Below are 19,888 nucleotides of genomic sequence, written 5' to 3'. Positions count from 1 at the left end.
GGACTGATATTTCAACAAATCGCAAAAAGCGTAGTGCCATAACAAACCAACTGCATAATTATCTCTTTTTTTTAGATAACTTTGCAGCCTTCGAAAAACTTTTAACCACAATTGGAATAGACCGAGCCGGCTCTTCTCAAAACACCGCTTCAATCATTTCTCAGTATCCACAGTCTCAGGCTTCACAACCTGACTTGTCACAAGTGTATCTTTCTCAGTAGTATTACAAGTACCATTAAACCTGGCTTTCGATTCTATTTCAAGTTTACATGTATAAACATCACCATTCATTGTACATCCCGATTTCATTATCAAATCTTCTGCCACCTGAATATCTCCCTGCAACATCCCGTGTAACACAGCACCGGTACACGTCACATTCCCTTTGATCCTTCCTTGAGGACCAATCACCACTTTCCCTCTACAAGAAACATTTCCCTCTATTATTCCATCTAAACGTAAATCCCCTTCCACCGTGATCGTTCCTTTCACGATTGTTCCCAATGCTATTGTAGTCAGTTTATCAACACCGACTTTCACAGTCTTTACAGAATAATCTTCATTCTTCTTTTTTCCAAACATATTAAAATCTGAATTATGTAAATTAAAAAAAGGACGAACATTCTTCTGATACCAAATATTAAGTAGATTACAAATATAAGTTAATTATAAGACAGGCGGAAAAAAAGGCGGGAAAATGATCGTATATAATCATAAAAAAGGGGAAAAACCGTTTATCGGTTTCTCCCCTCTCTCTCCTATTATTAAATTGTTGCAAACAGAATTATTTATATTCCTGCCAGCTCTTTATCTGAATATCTTCCAGTTTCAGATCGCAGAATGCCTCGATAAACGCACTTGCCAGACGAGCATTGGTGATCAATGGAATATTGTGATCGATCGCTCCACGACGGATGCGATAACCATTTGTTAACTCACGTTTCGAATGATTCTTCGGAATATTCACAATCAAGTCGAACTTATGGTCGGCAATCATCTTCATCACATTATTCTCAGCTCCCGGTTTTTCATCCGGCCAGTAAACCGGAGTAGTATCTACCCCATGTGCATTCAGGAAAGCAGCAGTACCGGCTGTTGCATAAATCTTATACCCTTGGTTGAACAACATGCGACTTGCCTCCAACAAATCGACTTTCGACTTCATTGCACCTGAAGAGAACATCACTCCCTTCTCAGGAATTTTAAAACCGGTAGCAATCATCGCATTCAGCAATGCTTCAGAAAAGTCGTCACCAATGCAGCCCACCTCACCGGTAGACGACATATCTACACCTAAAACCGGATCGGCTTTGTGCAAACGTGAGAAAGAGAATTGAGAAGCTTTCACTCCAATCCAGTCGATATCAAATGCCGACTTATCGGGACGACTGTATGGAGCGTCGAGCATAATGCGGGTAGCTGTTTCGATAAAGTTACGTTTCAACACCTTCGAGACAAACGGGAAACTGCGTGAAGCACGCAAGTTACATTCGATTACTTTGACTTCGTTGTTGCGAGCCAGGAATTGAATATTGAACGGTCCCGAAATATTAAGCTCTCTCGCAATCTGGCGGCTGATTTTCTTAATGCGGCGCGCTGTTGCAAAATAGATTTTCTGTGCCGGGAATACCAGCGTAGCGTCACCCGAGTGCACTCCGGCAAACTCGATATGTTCTGAGATAGCATATTCTACCACTTCTCCATTCTGTGCCACCGCGTCGAATTCAATTTCCTTGGTATTCTCAAGGAACTGAGAAACAACTACCGGATACTCTTTCGATACCTCAGCAGCCATCTTCAGGAAGTTCTCCAACTCCTCGTCATCATAGCAAACATTCATTGCAGCACCCGACAATACATAAGACGGACGAACCAGCACCGGATAACCTACTTTCTCCACAAACCCTTTCACATCTTCCAAGCTGGTCAGCTCCTGCCATGCCGGCTGGTCGATACCCAACTGATCAAGCATTGCAGAGAACTTATTACGGTTTTCTGCCCGGTCGATAGAAACAGGAGAAGTACCCAATACCGGAACAGACTGACGATACAGTTTCATGGCAAGATTATTCGGAATCTGTCCACCTACGGATACGATCACACCGCGAGGTTGTTCCAGATCGATCACATCGAGCACACGTTCGAACGAAAGTTCATCAAAGTACAGACGGTCACACATATCATAGTCAGTAGACACCGTTTCGGGATTATAATTAATCATAATCGATTTATATCCCAGCTTGCGGGCAGTCTGCACAGCATTTACCGAGCACCAGTCAAACTCAACCGAGCTACCAATGCGATAAGCGCCCGATCCTAACACAACTACTGACTTTTCATTTTTATAATAGTTCACATCATATCCCTGAACCGCATAAGTCATATAAAGGTAGTTTGTCAGTTCCGGATGTTCGGAAGCAATGGTATTGATGCGTTTCACGGCCGGAAGGATACCCAGTTCTTTACGACGGGCACGTACCATCAGGTTCTCTTTCTCCATATTTCCTGCCGGATTCAACACAAAGCGCGCAATCTGGAAGTCAGAGAAGCCCAGCACTTTGGCTTCCCTCAATACGTCTGCAGGAATATCCTCTACCTTATCATAAGCAGACAACTTCGCTTTATAGTCAACGATATTTTTCAGTTTGCCCAAGAACCACGGGTCAATCTTTGTCAGTTCATGGATACGCTCTATCGTATAGCCATCTTCCATGGCCTGAGCCAGAGCGAAAACACGTAAATCCGTCGGGTGAGAAAGCTCCTTATCCAGATCCTCAAAATGCACATCGTCGTTACCGACAAACCCATGCATACCTTGACCGATCATGCGGAGACCTTTCTGGATAATCTCTTCAAACGAACGGCCTATCGACATAATCTCACCAACCGATTTCATGCTCGATCCGATCTCACGGGATACACCGGCAAATTTAGTCAAGTCCCAACGAGGAATTTTACAAATATAGTAATCGAGTTGCGGAGCCACATAAGCGGAATTCGGAGTTCCCATCTCACCAATCTGGTCGAGTGTGTAGCCCAATGCCACTTTCGCAGCCACAAATGCCAACGGATAGCCGGTTGCCTTCGAAGCCAAGGCCGACGAACGGCTCAAACGTGCATTCACCTCAATCACACGATAATCATCCGTATCCGAATTGAATGCATACTGAATGTTACATTCACCTACAATACCCAGATGGCGGATACATTTAGTTGAAAGTTCCTGCAACATTTTCAATTCTTTGTCGTCCAATGAGCAAGTCGGAGCTACCACGATCGATTCGCCGGTATGAATGCCCAGCGGATCAAAGTTTTCCATGCTTGCTACCGTAAAACAGTGGTCATTCGCATCACGGATCACCTCAAACTCAATTTCTTTCCATCCTTTCAACGACTCTTCCACCAGAATCTGTTTAGAGAAAGCAAATGAACTCTCAGCCAATTTGAGAAATTCCTCTTCATTGGCACAAATACCACTTCCGAGTCCTCCCAGCGCGTAAGCCGAACGAACCATCACCGGATAACCAATGCGACGTGCAGCAGCAATAGCATCTTCCATGCTTTCTACAGCCTGGCTGACCGGAGTTTTCATATTAATCTCGTTGAGTTTCTTCACAAACAGATCACGGTCTTCCGTATACATGATGGCCTCAACCGAAGTACCCAATACTTTCACGCCATATTTATCCAGAACACCTTGTGTATAAAGTTCTGCACCGCAGTTCAGGGCAGTCTGTCCGCCGAACGCAAGCAAAATGCCGTCGGGGCGTTCTTTCTTGATAATTTCCTCTACAAAATAAGTAGTCACGGGAAGGAAATACACCTTATCAGCAATTCCCTCGGAAGTCTGAATGGTTGCGATGTTCGGGTTAACCAATACCGAATTGATACCTTCTTCTTTCAAGGCCTTCAATGCCTGTGAACCGGAATAATCAAACTCTCCGGCTTGTCCGATTTTGAGTGCGCCTGAACCCAAAACAAGGACCTTTTTCATTTCCTTTTCCATTTCTTTTATTGTCATTATAAGTTGTTATTTCTAAGTGTCCGCATAAAAAAAATGCGTTGCCCTCAAAAAAGGACTAACGCATTACCAAAGAACTAAATATCGTTTTTGGAGAAAAGAGAAGAAGTAGACCGATTCCGGGTGAAATACACTCGAATGGAGATAATACTTACTTCTGATTTCCTGTTGATTCATTGTTGTTTCAAAGTTTGTGCAAAGTAACGACTTATTTCTATAATTACAAAGGAATCTGGTAAGAATATTCGTTTTATTTGTTACTTCAGCTGATTCTGACTATCTTTGTCCTTCGATTAAAAATAAAAATAATGGGAAAAGAAAAAATCATATTGACAGGTGACCGTCCTACCGGGAAACTCCATATCGGACACTACGTAGGCTCACTGAAACGAAGAGTCGAACTACAGAACTCCGGCTTGTTTGACAAAACTTTCATCTTCATCGCTGATGCACAGGCATTGACCGATAACATTGACAATCCCGAAAAAGTACGCCAAAACGTAATTGAAGTAGCCCTCGATTATCTGGCTTGCGGACTCGATCCGGAAAAGTCGACCATCTTCATCCAGTCCCAGATTCCGGAACTGTGTGAACTGACATTCTATTATATGGACCTCGTCACTGTATCACGCCTGCAACGTAACCCTACCGTGAAGACGGAAATACAGATGCGCAACTTCGAAACCAGCATTCCCGTAGGCTTCTTTACCTATCCCATCAGCCAAGCTGCCGATATCACTGCCTTCCGTGCCACAACCGTACCGGTAGGTGAAGATCAGGAGCCCATGATCGAGCAGGCCAGAGAAATTGTCCGCCGTTTCAATTATATCTATGGAGAAACATTAGTCGAGCCGGAAATCCTTCTACCGGACAACGCAGCCTGCCTGCGCCTACCGGGTACCGATGGAAAAGCCAAAATGAGTAAATCGTTAGGCAACTGCATTTACCTTTCCGAAGAAGCGGACGAGGTACAGAAGAAAGTAATGAGCATGTTCACCGACCCCGATCACTTACGGGTGCAAGACCCGGGCAAAATCGAAGGTAATACCGTATTTACATATTTGGATGCCTTCTGCCGTCCCGAACATTTCGAACGTTATCTGCCCGACTATCCGAGCCTCGATGAACTGAAAGCTCATTATCAACGCGGCGGCCTGGGAGATGTAAAGGTGAAACGCTTCCTCAACGCTATTATGCAAGAAGAACTGGAACCTATCCGTAATCGCCGGAAAGAATTTGAGAAAGACATTCCTGCCATCTACGAAATGTTGAGAAAAGGCTGTGAAGTGGCAAGAACTGCCGCTGCCGATACGTTATCCGATGTTCGTAAAGCCATGAAAATAAACTATTTCGATGATGCCGAGCTGATCAACGAACAAATTAAGCGATTCAATAAATAGAAATTAGATACATTAGTAAAATAAGAGATGCCCTGCTACCAGTCCGGTAACAGGGCGATTTCTTTTAAAGTAGTTTGAGTCTGAATTTATTTAGCAGACTCTACTAATACAACGCGGTTTAGGTAAATAGGTTTACCGAATTTATCCACACCACCTCCTGCATCAACTTTCAAGCGGCTGGAGTCTACTCCGTATTTCTTAATCAATGCATTGACAACAGCCTGAGCACGTTTCTGGCTCAACTCCTTATTGAATGCAGGAGTACCGGTTGCCGAGTCAGCATATCCGTATACGGTATATTGTGTATCCGGGAATTCTTTCATCTTAGCAGCCAGATAAGACAAGTTCATCTCTTCACGCGGAGACAGTTCAGAAGAACCTATTGTGAAGAATACAGTACGTGGAGCAATATTAGCGTCCGTAACGACTACCTGTTCGGCAACTTCTGCCACCGGCTGATTCTGTGCATCAACCAACTGCTGTTGCAGTGACTGGTTGGCAGCAGCCATTTCATTCATCTGGCGACGCATATTGGCCAATTCTATTTCAGAGATAATCTGTGGCATCGGACGGGCAAATCCACGGGCCGGGAAGCGGTAAGTCAGACCTGCAGTCAGGCTGGCAACGCCATCATACCCATGTTTTCCACCAATTTCTCCGTCAAACTTATCTTCAGCCAGCATACCACCGATTTCGATATTGATATCTACCGCACTCGATACGCGGAAACGGTTAATAATACCTGCGTTCATAGCAAATGCCTCACGATGAGGTTTAGAGTATGAATGAGTAAAACCGGCTCCCAAGTAAGGGATAATTTCATATATACGGTGAGAGTTGTATCCGCCAAACAGAGCATTCAAATTGAACATCACGTCACCGTGAAGATTCATATAGTTGAATTTCTGTTTATAATACCCATTGGCCAGTTTACCACTCTTCACGAAATCGGCTGTTTCCGAATGGGCAAAGCCACGTCCTTGCAAGCCGCTGTACTGCAATCGCAATCCCAACCCGGGAGTAAACCATTTACCGACAGCCACATTCAATGTCGGACTGATACGATCCCTGAACTTTCCGGCATGGTCATTGTCACCAAACATGGCTTCGGCACCACCACCGATAGAAAAGAACCAATTATCCCAAAAAGGGTTAGTGATCACTTGATATTTGTCTTGTACCTGGATAACTTCGTATCCCGTAATCGTAGTTTGTTGCGCTGAAGCAACAGATGTAACGCCGGCTAAAGCCAGCAGCATTAGAATCTTTTTCATATACCTTAATAGTTAAAGTGGTTATTACAAATCTTCCTATTTATTATTGAAACTATTTAAATAACACCAACGAAACTAAAAGGTTTTGGATAAATGAAAATTTCCGAAGCATTTTCTACAAAGATTCAAAGATACACCTTATTATATATAGCTCCAAAGCCACTTTAACCTATTTTTGTTCCATGAAAATTTTTCGTAACGGCATAATCAATCTTTCCAGCAGACGAAGATCGTCCGTGATAATTTCCGCACTTCCCTTCATCTCACGAGTCAAGGGCAGTATCTTTCCATAATTGGTTGTCAGCCCATCCGGCAAAGCAATATCGACCACATACATGCCTTCCGCCGTCGGCAGAGGCGAAACACTTCTCACCTCCCCCCTTACATAACCAAACTCCTGGTCCGGATAATTATTCAGACGCAAATTCACACGCTGTCCGGCCTTTACTTTACCCGATCCCTGTAAGGGCAGCAATGCCGTCCCTACAGGCAAGGATTCCTCTTTCGGGGCAACCACAAAAACGGTAGCCCCCGACTCCACATACTGATTCACGCTCCACACATTCAGGAAAGTAACTTTTCCTCCGACCGGACTTCGAAGCAGATAATGTTGTTCCCACGCCGCAAGCTGCCCCAACAACTGATCCGTAGCATTTCTCAGATTTACCTCCTGTGTCTGCTGTTCTTCAAACGCCTGTTTTTCCAGATCAAGCAATGTCTCTTCCGATTGCTCTATCTGCATATCTACCTGAGTCAACTGCATACGGGCCGATTCCTTTGACTGAAGGCTTTGCAAGTAGCGACTGCCGGACTGTTCAAACTCCGTAATAATCATCGCCTTACGATGATAAAGAATCGAATCTCTTGCATATGAGGCATGAGCTAAAGCATATTCTTTCTCTATCAGAAAATATTGCCTCCGAACCTGATCATAATATTTCTTCTGTGTAGCCAGCAATTCTTTCTGTGATTGCAACTTCTTTGCATAATATCCCAACTCCTTCATACGAACCACCTCGGAGAGGGTACTCACAAATCCTGCATAAGCCGACTGTATCTCACCCAGCCGCCAGCGGTCGGTCTCCGAAAGCAGAAAAAGGTTTTTCCCCGATTCCGGGGTATATCCTTCCAGCTTCCACTTCTGCATCTTCTCCTTCAAAGAAAACACATCCACCGCACGAGCCGTATTCTCTATTACACCCAGATTCATATCCGGCTTCACCTCCTGGCCGTTCTGTACATACAGGTCCGCCAATCTACCGGCCGAACGTGCCATTACATAAGATGGAGGCTCCTGTGTACTCACCGTCACCTCCGCAGTTATCACATCCGGATATTTAAACCAATAGCTGCCTGCCACCAACACCACTACGATGATAAACAATACCGTAATGCCACTACGCAGAATCCACGCCGGAACACGGTTCATCACCTCCTGTACCTCTTCACTGCGAAGCTCGATTTCTTTATGTGTGTGCTCCTTTTCCATACCTAACTTCCTAACTCCAGCTGATTCTTCACCAACTGATAATACAATCCTTTCTTCTCCGTCAGTTCACGGTGAGTGCCCTCTTCAGCCACAGCACCTTTATCCAGCACTACGATCTTATCCGCATCACGAACCGTACTCAAACGATGCGCCACCACTACGACCGTCTTACCCCGATAGAATGTATGGAGGTGCTCCATAATCTCACGCTCGTTATTGGCATCCAGTGCATTCGTCGCCTCATCGAAAAACAGGAACTCCGGATTCTTATAAACCGCACGGGCTATCAGCAGACGTTGACGTTGTCCCTGACTGATGCCGTTCCCTTCCATTCCGATCTTCGTATTATAGCCCAAAGGAAGAGAATCGATAAAATCACGGATATTGGCAACCGTCACAGCATGGCGCAAACGTTCCACATCCACCTGCTCCTCACCAACAGCAATGTTGTTCGCAATCGTATCAGAGAAAATAAAGCCATCCTGCATCACCGAACCACTCTTCGCACGCCAGAGATGCGGATTCACCACATCCAGAGGAGTCTCACCTATTTTGATATCCCCCTTATTCGGAGTATAAAAACCGAGCATCAACTTAATCAGTGTAGTCTTACCACTACCACTCGCCCCTACGATCGCTGTCACTTTATGTTCGGGTATATCCAGATTCACATCTTTCAGCACATAGTCACGGTCCGCCCCGTCATAGCTAAACGACAGATTTTCAATACGAATATCACGCCGATCCGGAAGAACCGTCAGTTTTGAAGTGATATCCTGTTCTTCATCTTTCTGACCGTGAATCTCGTTCAAGCGTTCCAGACTGATCTTTGCATCCTGAAGTTGTTGGGCAAAGCCGATAAAAGAGCCGATGGGGCCACTCAGCTGACCGATGATATACGTCAAAGACATCATCATACCCAGAGTCATATCCCCTTCCACAACCGATTTGGCAGCAATAAAGGAAATTACGATATTCGTTGTCTGATTAAAAAAGACAGAACCCACTTGCTGAACCTGTCCCAATGCCAGTCCCTTCACGCTGATCTTGAAAAGCTTCACCTGAATGCGTTCCCACTGCCAGCGCTTTTGCTTCTCGCAGTTATTCAGCTTGATTTCCTGCATGGCAGTCACCAGCTGAATCAAACTGCTCTGTTCGCCCGCCGCCTGGGCAAAACGCCGGATATCCAGTTCACGCCGGTACTTCATGAACACAAGAATCCAGCAGATATAGAGTGAATTGCCTACCAGAAAGATGGCAAGAATACCCAGATTATAATAAGCCAATACAAAAGCAAAAATAAAGAAGTTTACGAAAGAGAAAAGCGTACTGATGGACGAGCCTGTCAGAAAGCTCTCGATGCGTCCGTGGTCACCGATACGCTGCATAATGTCACCGATCATCTTCGTATCGAAATAATGGAGCGGTAGTTTCATCAACTTTGCCAGGAAGTCAGAGATCAGCGAGATGTTGATACGTGTGTTCATGTGAAGCATGATCCAGCTACGGATAAACTCAACCGAAAGTTGCGAAACGGAGATTACCAGCTGTGCGATCAGGATCAGAGTGATAAAGTTCAGGTTACCGTCACGGATACCCACATCCACCAACGACTGTGTCAGAAATGGGAAGATAAGTTGCAGCAAGCTCGCTGTCAGCATTCCCAGAACGAGCTGTATCAACTGTTTACGGTAAGGCGACAAATACTTAAGAAAAAAACGAAGGCTGCGACTGCCGGATTCTTCTTCGTCCCCCTGCCCTTGGAATTCCGGACCCGGTTCAAGCGCAAGTGCAGCCCCTTTCTCCTCTCCGTTCACCTTGGTAGACAACCAGCACTTTTTAAATTCCTCTTCACTGTACGAAATCAACTGACGGGCGGGGTCGGCGATATAGAAACGGTAGCCACTGCGCTTCTTCTTTATATCATAACAGACCACAAAGTGATTCTGGTTCCAATGCAGAATGCAAGGTAACGGTACATCCTTCTTCAGTTGCTCCAAAGAGATGCGCACCCCCGAAGTACGGAAACCGATGGATTCCGCCGCGTCACTGATGCCCAGCATGGAAACTCCTTCACGGGTAATAAAAGAACGTGCACGGAGGGTTTGCAGAGAATAACTCTTACCATAGTACTTCGCAATCATGCGAAGGCAGGAAGGGCCGCAATCCATAGCGTCCAACTGGAGATAGTGAGGAAAAGAGCTTAACTTCATTTATTCATAATATTAGTCTACGTCACAAAAATACATCACATATCCGGAATATAATGCGCTTCCCCCGGAATTTGTGAAAAAAATTCCCTGAAAGGATAATTTATCTGTTTCCCGTTCAGAAAATCCAGCAGCAAAAGCATGCCCTTATACTGCCTTTTCTTTAAAACTCTTTCGCAAGCATTGCTCAAATCAAACAAATAGGTTTCTTCTCTGATCCGTACACTTTTATCCCCCGAAGACAATCGAAGCAGGACATACCATGCAATGCCCTCCAGTCCCGTAACTAAAGAGTAGTCATCCAAACGCCTGACATCATATTCCATCACTTTCTTATCAATCTTATTCCGTTCTTCATTGCCGACATCTTCCACAAATCCCCTCCGGACAAGATATTCTACCCCCCAACCTATGCCAGCCCATCCGAAAGACAAACCGACCGGCATCCCTAAGCGGACACTCTCCACCACTTCATCCAGCAATTCTCCGGCCATTTCCTCAAACGCCCTCAATTCAGTGACACGTGAATAATCAAAAAAGAAAAGGCAACGTCCCATCTTTCCATAAAACAACCCCATGTCAGTTTGTCTGTGAGAGAAATAAAGCGATTTTGCGATCTGTTCTATATGTGCATCCATAACATTTCTTTTTTAATAACCGGCAGGTATTTCATAATCGAGGCGATAAAGTTCTTTTATCCTTGCTATCTGTTTTTCATCCTTCAGTTCAAACCGGACAGATGTTGCATTTGCCTTTTCCTCGGGCATATCTACCCCCCTTTCGGCTAAAAAACGGTTCAATTTACTGAGTGGTACGATACAGTCCACATCAGCAGAAGTATAAAAATCAGATTGCCTGCGTATATGTTCATCCTGCCACAACGGATTTGTCTTCCCCAATTCAAACTCAACAAACGAAAGAAAGCGTTCAAAAGAATGATCCTGATAAAGATTACACATATACATATAACGGTTAAAAGTGCGTTCAAGTATAAAATATTTATAAGCAGAAACCAATCTTTCCACCGGATCCCTCCAAACCGCTACCTTCAAATACGATTTATGCTCCCTTTCATAACCGGACATCTCAGAAACCGGTACCAAAAAACGTTCGGGTTTTACCCGGGCGATATAAAAATGAGTCTGATCTTCCGTATCAGGAATCATACCTATAGACGCATAGATAGCTATATTCTCCAAAAAAGTGAGTCCACATTTCGAGATAAGGACAAAAGCCATACGCTGCTTCTCTACAAGACAAAAATTACATCCGAAGAAGTCTAATGGTGGTTTGTTTAGCATTGCAATATCTTTCATGATATACTACGATTTTCGATGTCCAACATACATACAATAAAGTGATTCAGTTCCCTGCCATAGCCCCTTATCCTTCCATCGTCTGGAGCCGGTCATAGTACAGTTTCATCCTGTTCAGTATCTCCTCACTATACCATCTTCCAAGAGACTCTTGCCGACTGAGTTCCTCACAAACACGCAGCATTTCTCCCGCCCTATCGTACAAAGTAGTATAAGTTCCGTCCGGATGCAATGTACAGGCGGTAGAATATATTTGCAGCAACCTTACATAGAGCGCTTCTTTTGCCTCTCTATGTTTTTTCTCAAACAAATGTTTACGGCTATACTCCAGTAATTTTTCAATAATCAATTGAATGGAAGCAATCCGCCTACCCGCTGCTGTCGCTGTCATAATCGATCCTTCCCGTTGCCGGTAATAATAAAAATCAATATCGGCAACCGTCATTTTCTGAGCGGTTGTCAGCACCTGCGGAGTCCATAATTCATCCTCATGAATCAGCCCCGGCTCAAAGCGAAAACCGTTTTGCTCAATAAAATCTCTCCGATATAAATAGTTGTACACCATAGGGACATAACATCTGCAATCCATCACTCTTGAGAAATACGTACTTCCGGACACCACGGTTCCTGCTGCAAATAACTCCCTGCTCCTTCTTTCCCAACTTCGCACCTGCCCATCCGGATGTACCGCCAATGTATTTCCTGAGACAATGTCCGTCCGGGTCTTCATCGCTATAGCACAAAGCACCTGCAAAGCATCTTCCGCCAACCAGTCGTCACTATCCAGAAATGCCAGATAATGCCCGGATGCATGTTCTATTCCGGTATTCCGTGCAGCAGAAAGTCCTTGATTCGCCTGTTCCACATAAACGCAACGAGCATCCTTACCCGCATACTCCCGCAGCAACTCTCCGGAATTATCCGTCGATCCGTCGTTCACCAGAATGATCTCAATATCCGTCAAAGTCTGCTTCTCCAAAGAGTACAGACATTCCTCCAGAAAAAGTTCCGTATTATAGACCGGAACCACCACCGAAACTACCGGTCTTTTTACCTCCTTCATATCCCTCTCAATTTTAGTTCGTGTATTTTTGGGGAATCAATAAATCCACCATCTATCTTTTATCAAGCTGCGAAACACATTTATCTGCCACTATTCATTCTATCTCTTTCAACTTTTTCCACGGAATCCTTCCTTTACCCGCCATAAAGAAATAAGCGAATACCGGTTCCGCCCAACGTACGGCAACAAAAGGTTTATATCTCTGTTGTAAACTCCTGTACGACAGCTTCACAAAGGTCCCCAAAGGTATAAACCGCTCCGGATGTTTCCGGTAAGACTGCCGATAGCCCTCTTCATGCTCCTTCATCAGGGCACGCAAATGAAACCAACAAAAGCCGGCATCCAATATTTCATTCGGACAGCGCATCACTTCCAGTCCCCGATGACGGCCATCCGGCTTCGTTTCCGTCATATACCTGAATATCCGGTCCGCAGACACCTCAAAAAAGAAAGTATCACGCACGCCATTAAACGGAGGGAGTATCTCTTTGCAGTCAGGCTCCGGATGTTCCTGCCCCAACCCTACCATCCACTCCCGGTCTTTCCGGAACAAGTTAATGCCCGACATCGAGACAGGCACTTTATACCGGATGATCATCTTCTCCAGATAAGAAGCATACAACGCATGCGTCCACAACGCAATTCGTTCCAGCCACCTGAACGGTCGCATCTCTATACGGTTGAAAGAGTCCAGATAAGCCCGATACAGGTTGTAAGAGATACATTCCGCCACGTTGAACCGCACTTTTTTATCAGAACGGTAAGCATCACAGATATGTTTCAGCCGATCCGTAAAATAAACCTGATCGGCATCGATCTTCACTGCGTACCGATAGCTTGCTTTCGACAATGCATAGTTGCAATAGCCTGCCAGCGTATGGATAGAGTCGGGCGGCAACAGCTTTGCCTTCTCAAACTCCTCCTCATCCAGATCGATCGGATATACAGACGGCTGATACTCAAAGACCCTGATTTTATCCGGATATTGTGCCGCCTTCTGCCTGAGAATCTCCGGCGTACGATCCGTACAATCATGATAGACAGCTATCAACTCATCCAATCCGTCGATACACGAATCAATGCACATCTCCAAAAAATCCTCACAATTCTTACAGCGCAATAACCCCGATACCCCGACGGGCCGTTCGCGTGTCAACGTATCCGTATCAACCACATAAATCTCCTTCAACGTAACAGGAGGCATTTTTTCTTTAATAAACCCTACCATATTCCGGAGAGTTTCTTCTCCTGTTGCCTGAAACCACAGAGGTTGTTCCTTCTCTATCCTCTGTTTAAAATCTTCATAATTCCCCAATATCCGGGACAAACCGCCGGTCAACTCCTCTTTCGTTTTCGCTATCATCCCCAGTTCCTCGGCTTCCACATCCGGAGAATACCGCGATCCCTCGGTCGGATCGTACACCAACGGGACAGCACCGTGCGCCACTCCCTCCATCAAAGAAGAAGAATAGTGTGCCACCCCTACCCGTGTGCGGGCAAATACCTCTGCCAGCTTTTCATCCGTTACCATTTCTATATTGGGAATCTGCTCCCATTCCATGCGTACCTCCTCACCTATCCTGAACTCAGGATGTTCACGCACCAGAAACCGCCGGACGGGAAATTCCGCGGCTACCGTCCCTATCAGGCGGATCATCTCTTGAAGATACCTTTTGTCACTCAGAAAAAAAGGTCCCTGCAAGAAAAAAGTAACACACTCCTTTTTCGTCTCATTACGCGGTTCCACCTGATACATATAGCCCGTCGGGACAAAGTCCGGCAGAGGATTATGCTTCTCCCACAAAGTCCGGAAACCTTCCCCCCACATCAGATAGTACCGGTAAGGCATCCTCCTGAAAGCAGTGTGCATCAATGACGGCCATCCCTGCTGGATACACAAGGTCGGTATTCCATAATCACGCCCTATGGTGGCAAGCAATAACTGCTGGTAATGGCAGCCTTCCAGAAAAATCAATCCTTTAGGTTGCAAGATCCTCATCAATATATCAAATGTATTCGCATATTGAAAAATCAAGGGAAACCACTCTTTCAGGAATGGATTAACCAATGGAACTGTTTTGGTAAATTCAAGAGTAATGGCTGTTACAAAGTCCGGCAACTCCGTTTCATCCGGAATCTCATATTCCGACAAGAGCAACACCGGTTCTTCCAGACGTTCAATTAACGGAGTCAGATAAGCCAATTGACGGGCATTATAAATATAAATCACCAACTGCCCGCCATAAGGTGCCAGTGCTTCATACCATTCATGGTCGTAGATTTTGTATTCCTCTTCCTGTCGCTCCCATTCTTCCACCTGCTTATCGGCCAGTATCTCCTTTACGCTACCCAATGCTTCCCCACAGCTCTTTCCTTCTTTACGTAACCGGTCGTACTCCTCTCTATGCCATGTGAACTGCCAGAATAGTAAATTGATCAAAGGCACGCCCACATCATGCCTCCCCATTTTCAGCCAATACTCTTTCTCTTCCCTCAAATGGTTCACGTAGTCAGACAGCCCCCTATCCAGTACTTCATAATACTCCACATAATAATCCCGTCTATCCATATCTTTTTTTATTAAAGCCCAGTTTCAATATAATGTTCAGCCTGTCTCCAGTCCGCTTCTTCATCGATATCTATCATCCCTGCGGGACCGATCTCCACCACCTTCACAACTCCCGAAAGAAGCTGCCCGGAGTCCAGTATTCTCCCCACCGTAGAAGCATAGAAAGCTCCCGACTCTATCAGAAAACCTTTGTACTCCTGCCGGCGAGGTTTGGTTTCGAATGAATAGTCCAAAGGTCTCCCCTCATCACTCCAACGAAACTTCTTCAAACGGCAACAGGCAACATAGGAATCCGCCTCACCCCTTCCCATCTCTTCTGCAAGCCCCCTTAGTTCTTGTGCAGTCGTAAAAGGAGAAGTAGCCTGTAACAAAATAAAATCATCATTCCGGTCCGGCTTACAAAAATGGAAAAATTCCTGTACAACTTCCAGACTGGGAGCCTCATCCCTTGCACTCCACTCACTGCGCCTGAATATCCGTACAACTTCTTTGTAACGGCCTCGTATCAGACTCTCCATTTCATCACAATTTGTCGCTACACATACCTCGTCCGCTATGCCGGAAGCAAGGATGGTATCGATAATCCAACATACCAGAGGTTTGTCTCCCAGCATACGCAGGTTCTTACCGGGAATACCTCTACTCCCTTTGCGAACCGGAACAAAACAGAAAGTACGATTCATAAGCTATCATCATTTATGGTTTCACATGACAGAGGTTCGGTTTTCCAATAGCCAATTCATAATTAGAGGGCGAAGGACACAGCCATTGGTAAATGCAGTCACAGCAAGGATAATCATTTCGTATTTTCCGCCATGCTGTATTATCAAGCATTTCTTTGTTAACAATATCAATCAAACTATCTTTATAGATATTTCCCAAAACTAAACTATTCAAATTAGCATATACGTCTCCATTAACAGAGATTGATAACGAACCGAAAAAATGTGAATTCATTTTTTGATGAGCAAAAATTTGGCTCATTGAGTATTGAGATTGCAGGATATCCCCTTTATCCATATAAACATATTTTTCAAAATAATCCAAATTACATCCTACATAGGTAGAATGTATTGAATAGTCATTAATAGCATATTTATGTACAATCTCCTCCGCCTTAGCATATTCATCTATTTGCGTAACATAAAAATGAATCTTTATTTGTAAATCTCCTAATAAAAAGATACAATTTCGCAGTAATTCTTCTTCCATGGGAAAAGGAACAATTACATCATAAAAAAAATCTGAATCTAAGATTTTATTACCCACAAAATCAGCATAATGACTCCAAATATGAATTTGACCTTTAAAACCTGATAATAAAAAAGGAATATCATTATAATTAGGATACTTCCAAATATTTCCACCAAATAAATTCAACCGACCTACCACTCCATATCGAATTTGTGCTATAATAGACTTCAAAGCAGAGATATCAAGAACTTGAGACGTCTCTGTTTCTGCTACGCGACAGCACAAATTTTGCTGTGAATATTTACTGCAATATAAACAATGATGATCACAAACATTATAAAGAAAAACATTTATTTCTAACAAATTAAACAAAATATCTTCTCCTATACCCCTATCTTCTATTTGCTGTAATTTATCCACATCACATTGTAAATTAAGAATAGGCATCATTTGTATCGGTTTATCGGGAAAAGATACCACATCTATAACACCTCCCATTTCCTTTGACACAAAATCAGATATAAAATTTGAGTAACATGGCTCTGTCAACATTTTCCCTTCACAAAACACCGCACCAAGATTATCTCTTTTATGTAACTGTCGTAATAGCCCTATTACATTCTCATTTTCCACCTCTAAATACTCCCAATTCTTAGTATTATATAATAGAGCCTTCTTACCCTTTATACAACAATATACATAAGGCGCAATTACCAGCCAATAATTCTTATCTACTTGAAACATATTATACCCTTATTTTATTCAACCATCACATTTTCCATAATTCGATAATATTCTTCCGGATGCTTTCTTAGAAAATCTATTTGTTTTGTTTTATAGATTTCAAAAGCTTGTTTACTAGTAAATCCATAGCAAACAGGACAAGTATCCAAGTTATTAAGATTGAAAATACATTGTATACAAGATTCTGCTTTGTAACATTTACTACATTGATTTTCCATTTTAGCATAATAAGTATTATACTTATCTGCAATTGCTTCTAAATCAAGTTCAACACCGCTATCTGCCGTTACCTTTCCCAATGCAAATTGTTGTCCTATGCGTTCGCAAGGTAAAATCTTACCAGTAACAGTGACAAACATTCTTTTACCAAAAGGGATACAAGTACCGGTAGGAATTGTTTTTTTAGGTTTACCATATTGCAAATCAACATAACTTCGAAAAACAAACCCACTATACTGATGGAGAAAATTGGTAAGAGTCTGATAAGTAGCTGATTTTAGAAACATATCCTGCTCTATTTTTTCATAATTCTCTGCTTGGTGTAAACTTTCTTGTGAATTACGATACGTTTTTTGGAAAAGTTCTACCTTATCCGGTCGAATCCCCATATTATTCAACTCTCCAATACTGGGTACTTTATTGTAACGAGTTTTAAAGAAGTGATAAATAGAAGTAACCGAATTACGATTATGCAATACAGCATTAAAATTCACTTTTCTTTCAAAGAACTCAGGGTATTTATTTCGTAAAACATCTATATTTCTGATAATATTGGGATATGCAGGATCACCCACCTTATTCACTCTATAGGAAGTGCCATATTCATCACCATCCAAACTGATAAGCAAATTGAAATCATGTGCCACCAAAAAATCCATATGACGTTCAAGCAACAAAGCATTCGTTGTCATTGAAAAAGTAAAATTGCGATATTGGCAATGCAGTTTTTCAATATACGTCACCACCGATTCAATAAATGGCATATTTAATAAAGGTTCTCCCCCATAGAAACTGATATATACGTTACGTTTAGCTGACGTATTATATTCTGAACCCCATAAATCAACTAAATAATCAATTAATTTCAAAGAAGCGGGCAAACTAATTGTGCTATTTTCACGCTTATCATAATCATTATAAAATTCACCATACGCACAATACTTACAACACAGATTACAAGCATCTGTCACTTCAAAAGTCAGCTGACGCAGGTTAGCTAATTGATACTTAATATCATCAACTGTAATATATTTTTTTTTCATCGATTATATTAAATTTCTTTGTTTTGCCATTTCTATTACAAAAGAAGACAAACTGTATTCAACGTTATCATATACACAAGTAAGCTGTTTACAATTTATAAGTGCATCGTAATTTTTTTGTATACATGGTCCCATACACAAAGGTAAAACTCGACAATTTTCACAACGTTCATTCTCAAATGTAGCCTTTACAAACATCTTACTCAATATTCCATCGTTCCAATCAATTTCTCCAGATTTTAACAAATGGCCAAGAGTTAGTTCTTCCCCATAATCACGTGCTGTACATTTAAAAATTCTACCATCGTAATTGACAACATAATGATTGATACTATCCGCATAACAACACTTATATCTAAATGGCCTATATGCCCAAAAACGCGAACGAAAACCAGCCTTCTCAAATTCAACTTTTGCCTTCTCTAATAACTTTCGCATTTCTTCTGTACATGAAATCTGCCACACTCTCTGAAAATCTACAGTAATGCACTTTATACTTTTTTCCGTAAAATCATTTATTATATCTTTTATATTCTTCAAAGTTTGTTTATCATAATTAACACGCAAACAAATTGAAACATCTGGAATCACCTCAGAAAGCAAATTAATATTGTCAACCACATCTCTATAAGTACCATGTTTATCAGAATAACGTTTAATCAGGTTCTGGCGGCACTCATTACCATCAATAGATATCTGAAAGAAATCAAAGTTCATGTCCTTCATATATCGAATTCTATCTTCACTCAATAAAGTAGCATTAGTAGTAATTTGTTGCCTAAATTTCACATTATTCTGTAATAAAATTGGGAATACTGAATCTGATATCTTTTTGATTACTTCATCAAAATACATTAGGGGCTCTCCACCAAACCAATCCAATAAAATTGAATTTGCTTTTTTTTGTGTCACTAATAAATTAATGTGCTTAATCAAATTATCAACTATTTCATCGCTCATTCGTTCTCTATCATATTTTGCCCCAGCATAGGCAACAGAACAATACCAGCACTTTAAATTACAATCTAAAGTCGGATTTATTGTAAGATGATAATCCCGATTCATAAATATACATCGCTTATTTTGTAATTTCAAATACGCCAACTCATCAAAATCTGGACTTATAATAAATCCTGACCTCTGAAAAGCAGAATACAATTCAGGAAATTTCTGTCGAAATGTAGGCAAATGTTCCATCAAAGTCTCAATTATAGAATAATCCTTAAGACTAATTGGTAGTATCCTGTTAGTAAGCGAATTATAGAGCAGGATTCCATTATAGTATTCTATTTCAATATTGTATCTACTAGCTTTATCATTCATATCATTACCTATCTAATATTATT

The 19,888-nt window shown here is 42.5% G+C and carries 14 protein-coding genes; 1 reads left to right on the top strand and 13 read right to left on the bottom strand.

The genetic code is table 11. The features are described 5' to 3' along the window. Positions 1-153: 153 nt before the first annotated feature. Together FDF36_RS18720 and carB are read right to left on the bottom strand one after the other, a co-directional pair. Complete coding sequence (locus tag FDF36_RS18720; protein ID WP_032541896.1) at positions 154-582, bottom strand: bactofilin family protein; 429 nt, start codon at positions 580-582, stop codon at positions 154-156. A gap of 202 nt (positions 583-784) precedes the next feature. Continuing rightward, on the bottom strand, positions 785-4,006 hold the full coding sequence (gene carB, locus FDF36_RS18715) for a carbamoyl-phosphate synthase (glutamine-hydrolyzing) large subunit (protein ID WP_220392400.1): 3,222 nt from the start codon (positions 4,004-4,006) through the stop codon (positions 785-787). Positions 4,007-4,329: 323 nt separating this feature from the next. Here carB and trpS point away from each other — a divergent pair, with 323 nt between their 5' ends. Further along, the gene (trpS, locus tag FDF36_RS18710) at positions 4,330-5,421 is read left to right on the top strand and encodes a tryptophan--tRNA ligase (RefSeq protein WP_220392357.1); all 1,092 of its coding nucleotides are present in this window, start codon (positions 4,330-4,332) and stop codon (positions 5,419-5,421) included. Between the two features lie 86 nt (positions 5,422-5,507). Here the strand turns inward: trpS and FDF36_RS18705 are convergent, their stop codons facing one another. From FDF36_RS18705 to FDF36_RS18655, 11 genes are all read right to left on the bottom strand, one after another. Continuing rightward, positions 5,508-6,695, bottom strand: coding sequence for an OmpA family protein (locus tag FDF36_RS18705; RefSeq protein WP_220392356.1), 1,188 nt, complete (start codon positions 6,693-6,695; stop codon positions 5,508-5,510). A gap of 169 nt (positions 6,696-6,864) precedes the next feature. Next, on the bottom strand, positions 6,865-8,184 hold the full coding sequence (locus tag FDF36_RS18700) for an HlyD family secretion protein (RefSeq protein WP_220392355.1): 1,320 nt from the start codon (positions 8,182-8,184) through the stop codon (positions 6,865-6,867). 2 nt (positions 8,185-8,186) lie between these two features. Continuing rightward, positions 8,187-10,397, bottom strand: coding sequence for a peptidase domain-containing ABC transporter (locus FDF36_RS18695; RefSeq protein WP_005822002.1), 2,211 nt, complete (start codon positions 10,395-10,397; stop codon positions 8,187-8,189). Positions 10,398-10,432: 35 nt separating this feature from the next. Then, on the bottom strand, positions 10,433-11,032 hold the full coding sequence (locus tag FDF36_RS18690; protein WP_220392354.1) for a glycoside hydrolase family protein: 600 nt from the start codon (positions 11,030-11,032) through the stop codon (positions 10,433-10,435). Positions 11,033-11,044: 12 nt separating this feature from the next. Then, the gene (locus tag FDF36_RS18685) at positions 11,045-11,710 is read right to left on the bottom strand and encodes a sulfotransferase family 2 domain-containing protein (RefSeq protein WP_220392353.1); all 666 of its coding nucleotides are present in this window, start codon (positions 11,708-11,710) and stop codon (positions 11,045-11,047) included. Positions 11,711-11,777: 67 nt separating this feature from the next. Next, a complete protein-coding gene (locus tag FDF36_RS18680; RefSeq protein WP_220392352.1) occupies positions 11,778-12,773 on the bottom strand; it encodes a glycosyltransferase in 996 nt (331 codons plus the stop codon). A gap of 94 nt (positions 12,774-12,867) precedes the next feature. Next, complete coding sequence (locus tag FDF36_RS18675) at positions 12,868-15,342, bottom strand: glycosyltransferase family protein (protein ID WP_220392351.1); 2,475 nt, start codon at positions 15,340-15,342, stop codon at positions 12,868-12,870. An 11-nt stretch (positions 15,343-15,353) separates the two neighbouring features. Then, complete coding sequence (locus FDF36_RS18670) at positions 15,354-16,025, bottom strand: acylneuraminate cytidylyltransferase family protein (RefSeq protein WP_220392350.1); 672 nt, start codon at positions 16,023-16,025, stop codon at positions 15,354-15,356. Between the two features lie 13 nt (positions 16,026-16,038). Continuing rightward, complete coding sequence (locus FDF36_RS18665; protein WP_101603889.1) at positions 16,039-17,280, bottom strand: TIGR04150 pseudo-rSAM protein; 1,242 nt, start codon at positions 17,278-17,280, stop codon at positions 16,039-16,041. Positions 17,281-17,294: 14 nt separating this feature from the next. Further along, positions 17,295-18,542, bottom strand: coding sequence for a radical SAM peptide maturase (locus FDF36_RS18660; RefSeq protein WP_220392349.1), 1,248 nt, complete (start codon positions 18,540-18,542; stop codon positions 17,295-17,297). A 3-nt stretch (positions 18,543-18,545) separates the two neighbouring features. Then, entirely contained in the window at positions 18,546-19,865 is a 1,320-nt protein-coding gene (locus tag FDF36_RS18655; protein ID WP_010993585.1) for a radical SAM/SPASM domain-containing protein, read from the bottom strand. Positions 19,866-19,888: the final 23 nt, after the last annotated feature.

This window comes from Bacteroides fragilis, from assembly GCF_019583405.1.
GTDB classification, from domain to species: domain Bacteria; phylum Bacteroidota; class Bacteroidia; order Bacteroidales; family Bacteroidaceae; genus Bacteroides; species Bacteroides fragilis_B.
Note: the sequence above shows the minus strand (reverse complement) of the source record. Positions and strands in the feature narration are given on the sequence as shown.

What these genes read in the sequence shown, in the direction of transcription:
- FDF36_RS18690 (WP_220392354.1), bottom strand. Translation starts at nt 11,032, where the DNA reads ATGGATGCACATATAGAACAGATCGCAAAATCGCTTTATTTCTCTCAC.
- FDF36_RS18700 (WP_220392355.1), bottom strand. Translation starts at nt 8,184, where the DNA reads ATGGAAAAGGAGCACACACATAAAGAAATCGAGCTTCGCAGTGAAGAG.
- carB (WP_220392400.1), bottom strand. Translation starts at nt 4,006, where the DNA reads ATGGAAAAGGAAATGAAAAAGGTCCTTGTTTTGGGTTCAGGCGCACTC.
- FDF36_RS18675 (WP_220392351.1), bottom strand. Translation starts at nt 15,342, where the DNA reads ATGGATAGACGGGATTATTATGTGGAGTATTATGAAGTACTGGATAGG.
- FDF36_RS18655 (WP_010993585.1), bottom strand. Translation starts at nt 19,865, where the DNA reads ATGAATGATAAAGCTAGTAGATACAATATTGAAATAGAATACTATAAT.
- FDF36_RS18720 (WP_032541896.1), bottom strand. Translation starts at nt 582, where the DNA reads ATGTTTGGAAAAAAGAAGAATGAAGATTATTCTGTAAAGACTGTGAAA.
- FDF36_RS18685 (WP_220392353.1), bottom strand. Translation starts at nt 11,710, where the DNA reads ATGAAAGATATTGCAATGCTAAACAAACCACCATTAGACTTCTTCGGA.
- trpS (WP_220392357.1), top strand. Translation starts at nt 4,330, where the DNA reads ATGGGAAAAGAAAAAATCATATTGACAGGTGACCGTCCTACCGGGAAA.
- FDF36_RS18695 (WP_005822002.1), bottom strand. Translation starts at nt 10,397, where the DNA reads ATGAAGTTAAGCTCTTTTCCTCACTATCTCCAGTTGGACGCTATGGAT.
- FDF36_RS18660 (WP_220392349.1), bottom strand. Translation starts at nt 18,542, where the DNA reads ATGAAAAAAAAATATATTACAGTTGATGATATTAAGTATCAATTAGCT.
- FDF36_RS18665 (WP_101603889.1), bottom strand. Translation starts at nt 17,280, where the DNA reads ATGTTTCAAGTAGATAAGAATTATTGGCTGGTAATTGCGCCTTATGTA.
- FDF36_RS18680 (WP_220392352.1), bottom strand. Translation starts at nt 12,773, where the DNA reads ATGAAGGAGGTAAAAAGACCGGTAGTTTCGGTGGTGGTTCCGGTCTAT.
- FDF36_RS18705 (WP_220392356.1), bottom strand. Translation starts at nt 6,695, where the DNA reads ATGAAAAAGATTCTAATGCTGCTGGCTTTAGCCGGCGTTACATCTGTT.
- FDF36_RS18670 (WP_220392350.1), bottom strand. Translation starts at nt 16,025, where the DNA reads ATGAATCGTACTTTCTGTTTTGTTCCGGTTCGCAAAGGGAGTAGAGGT.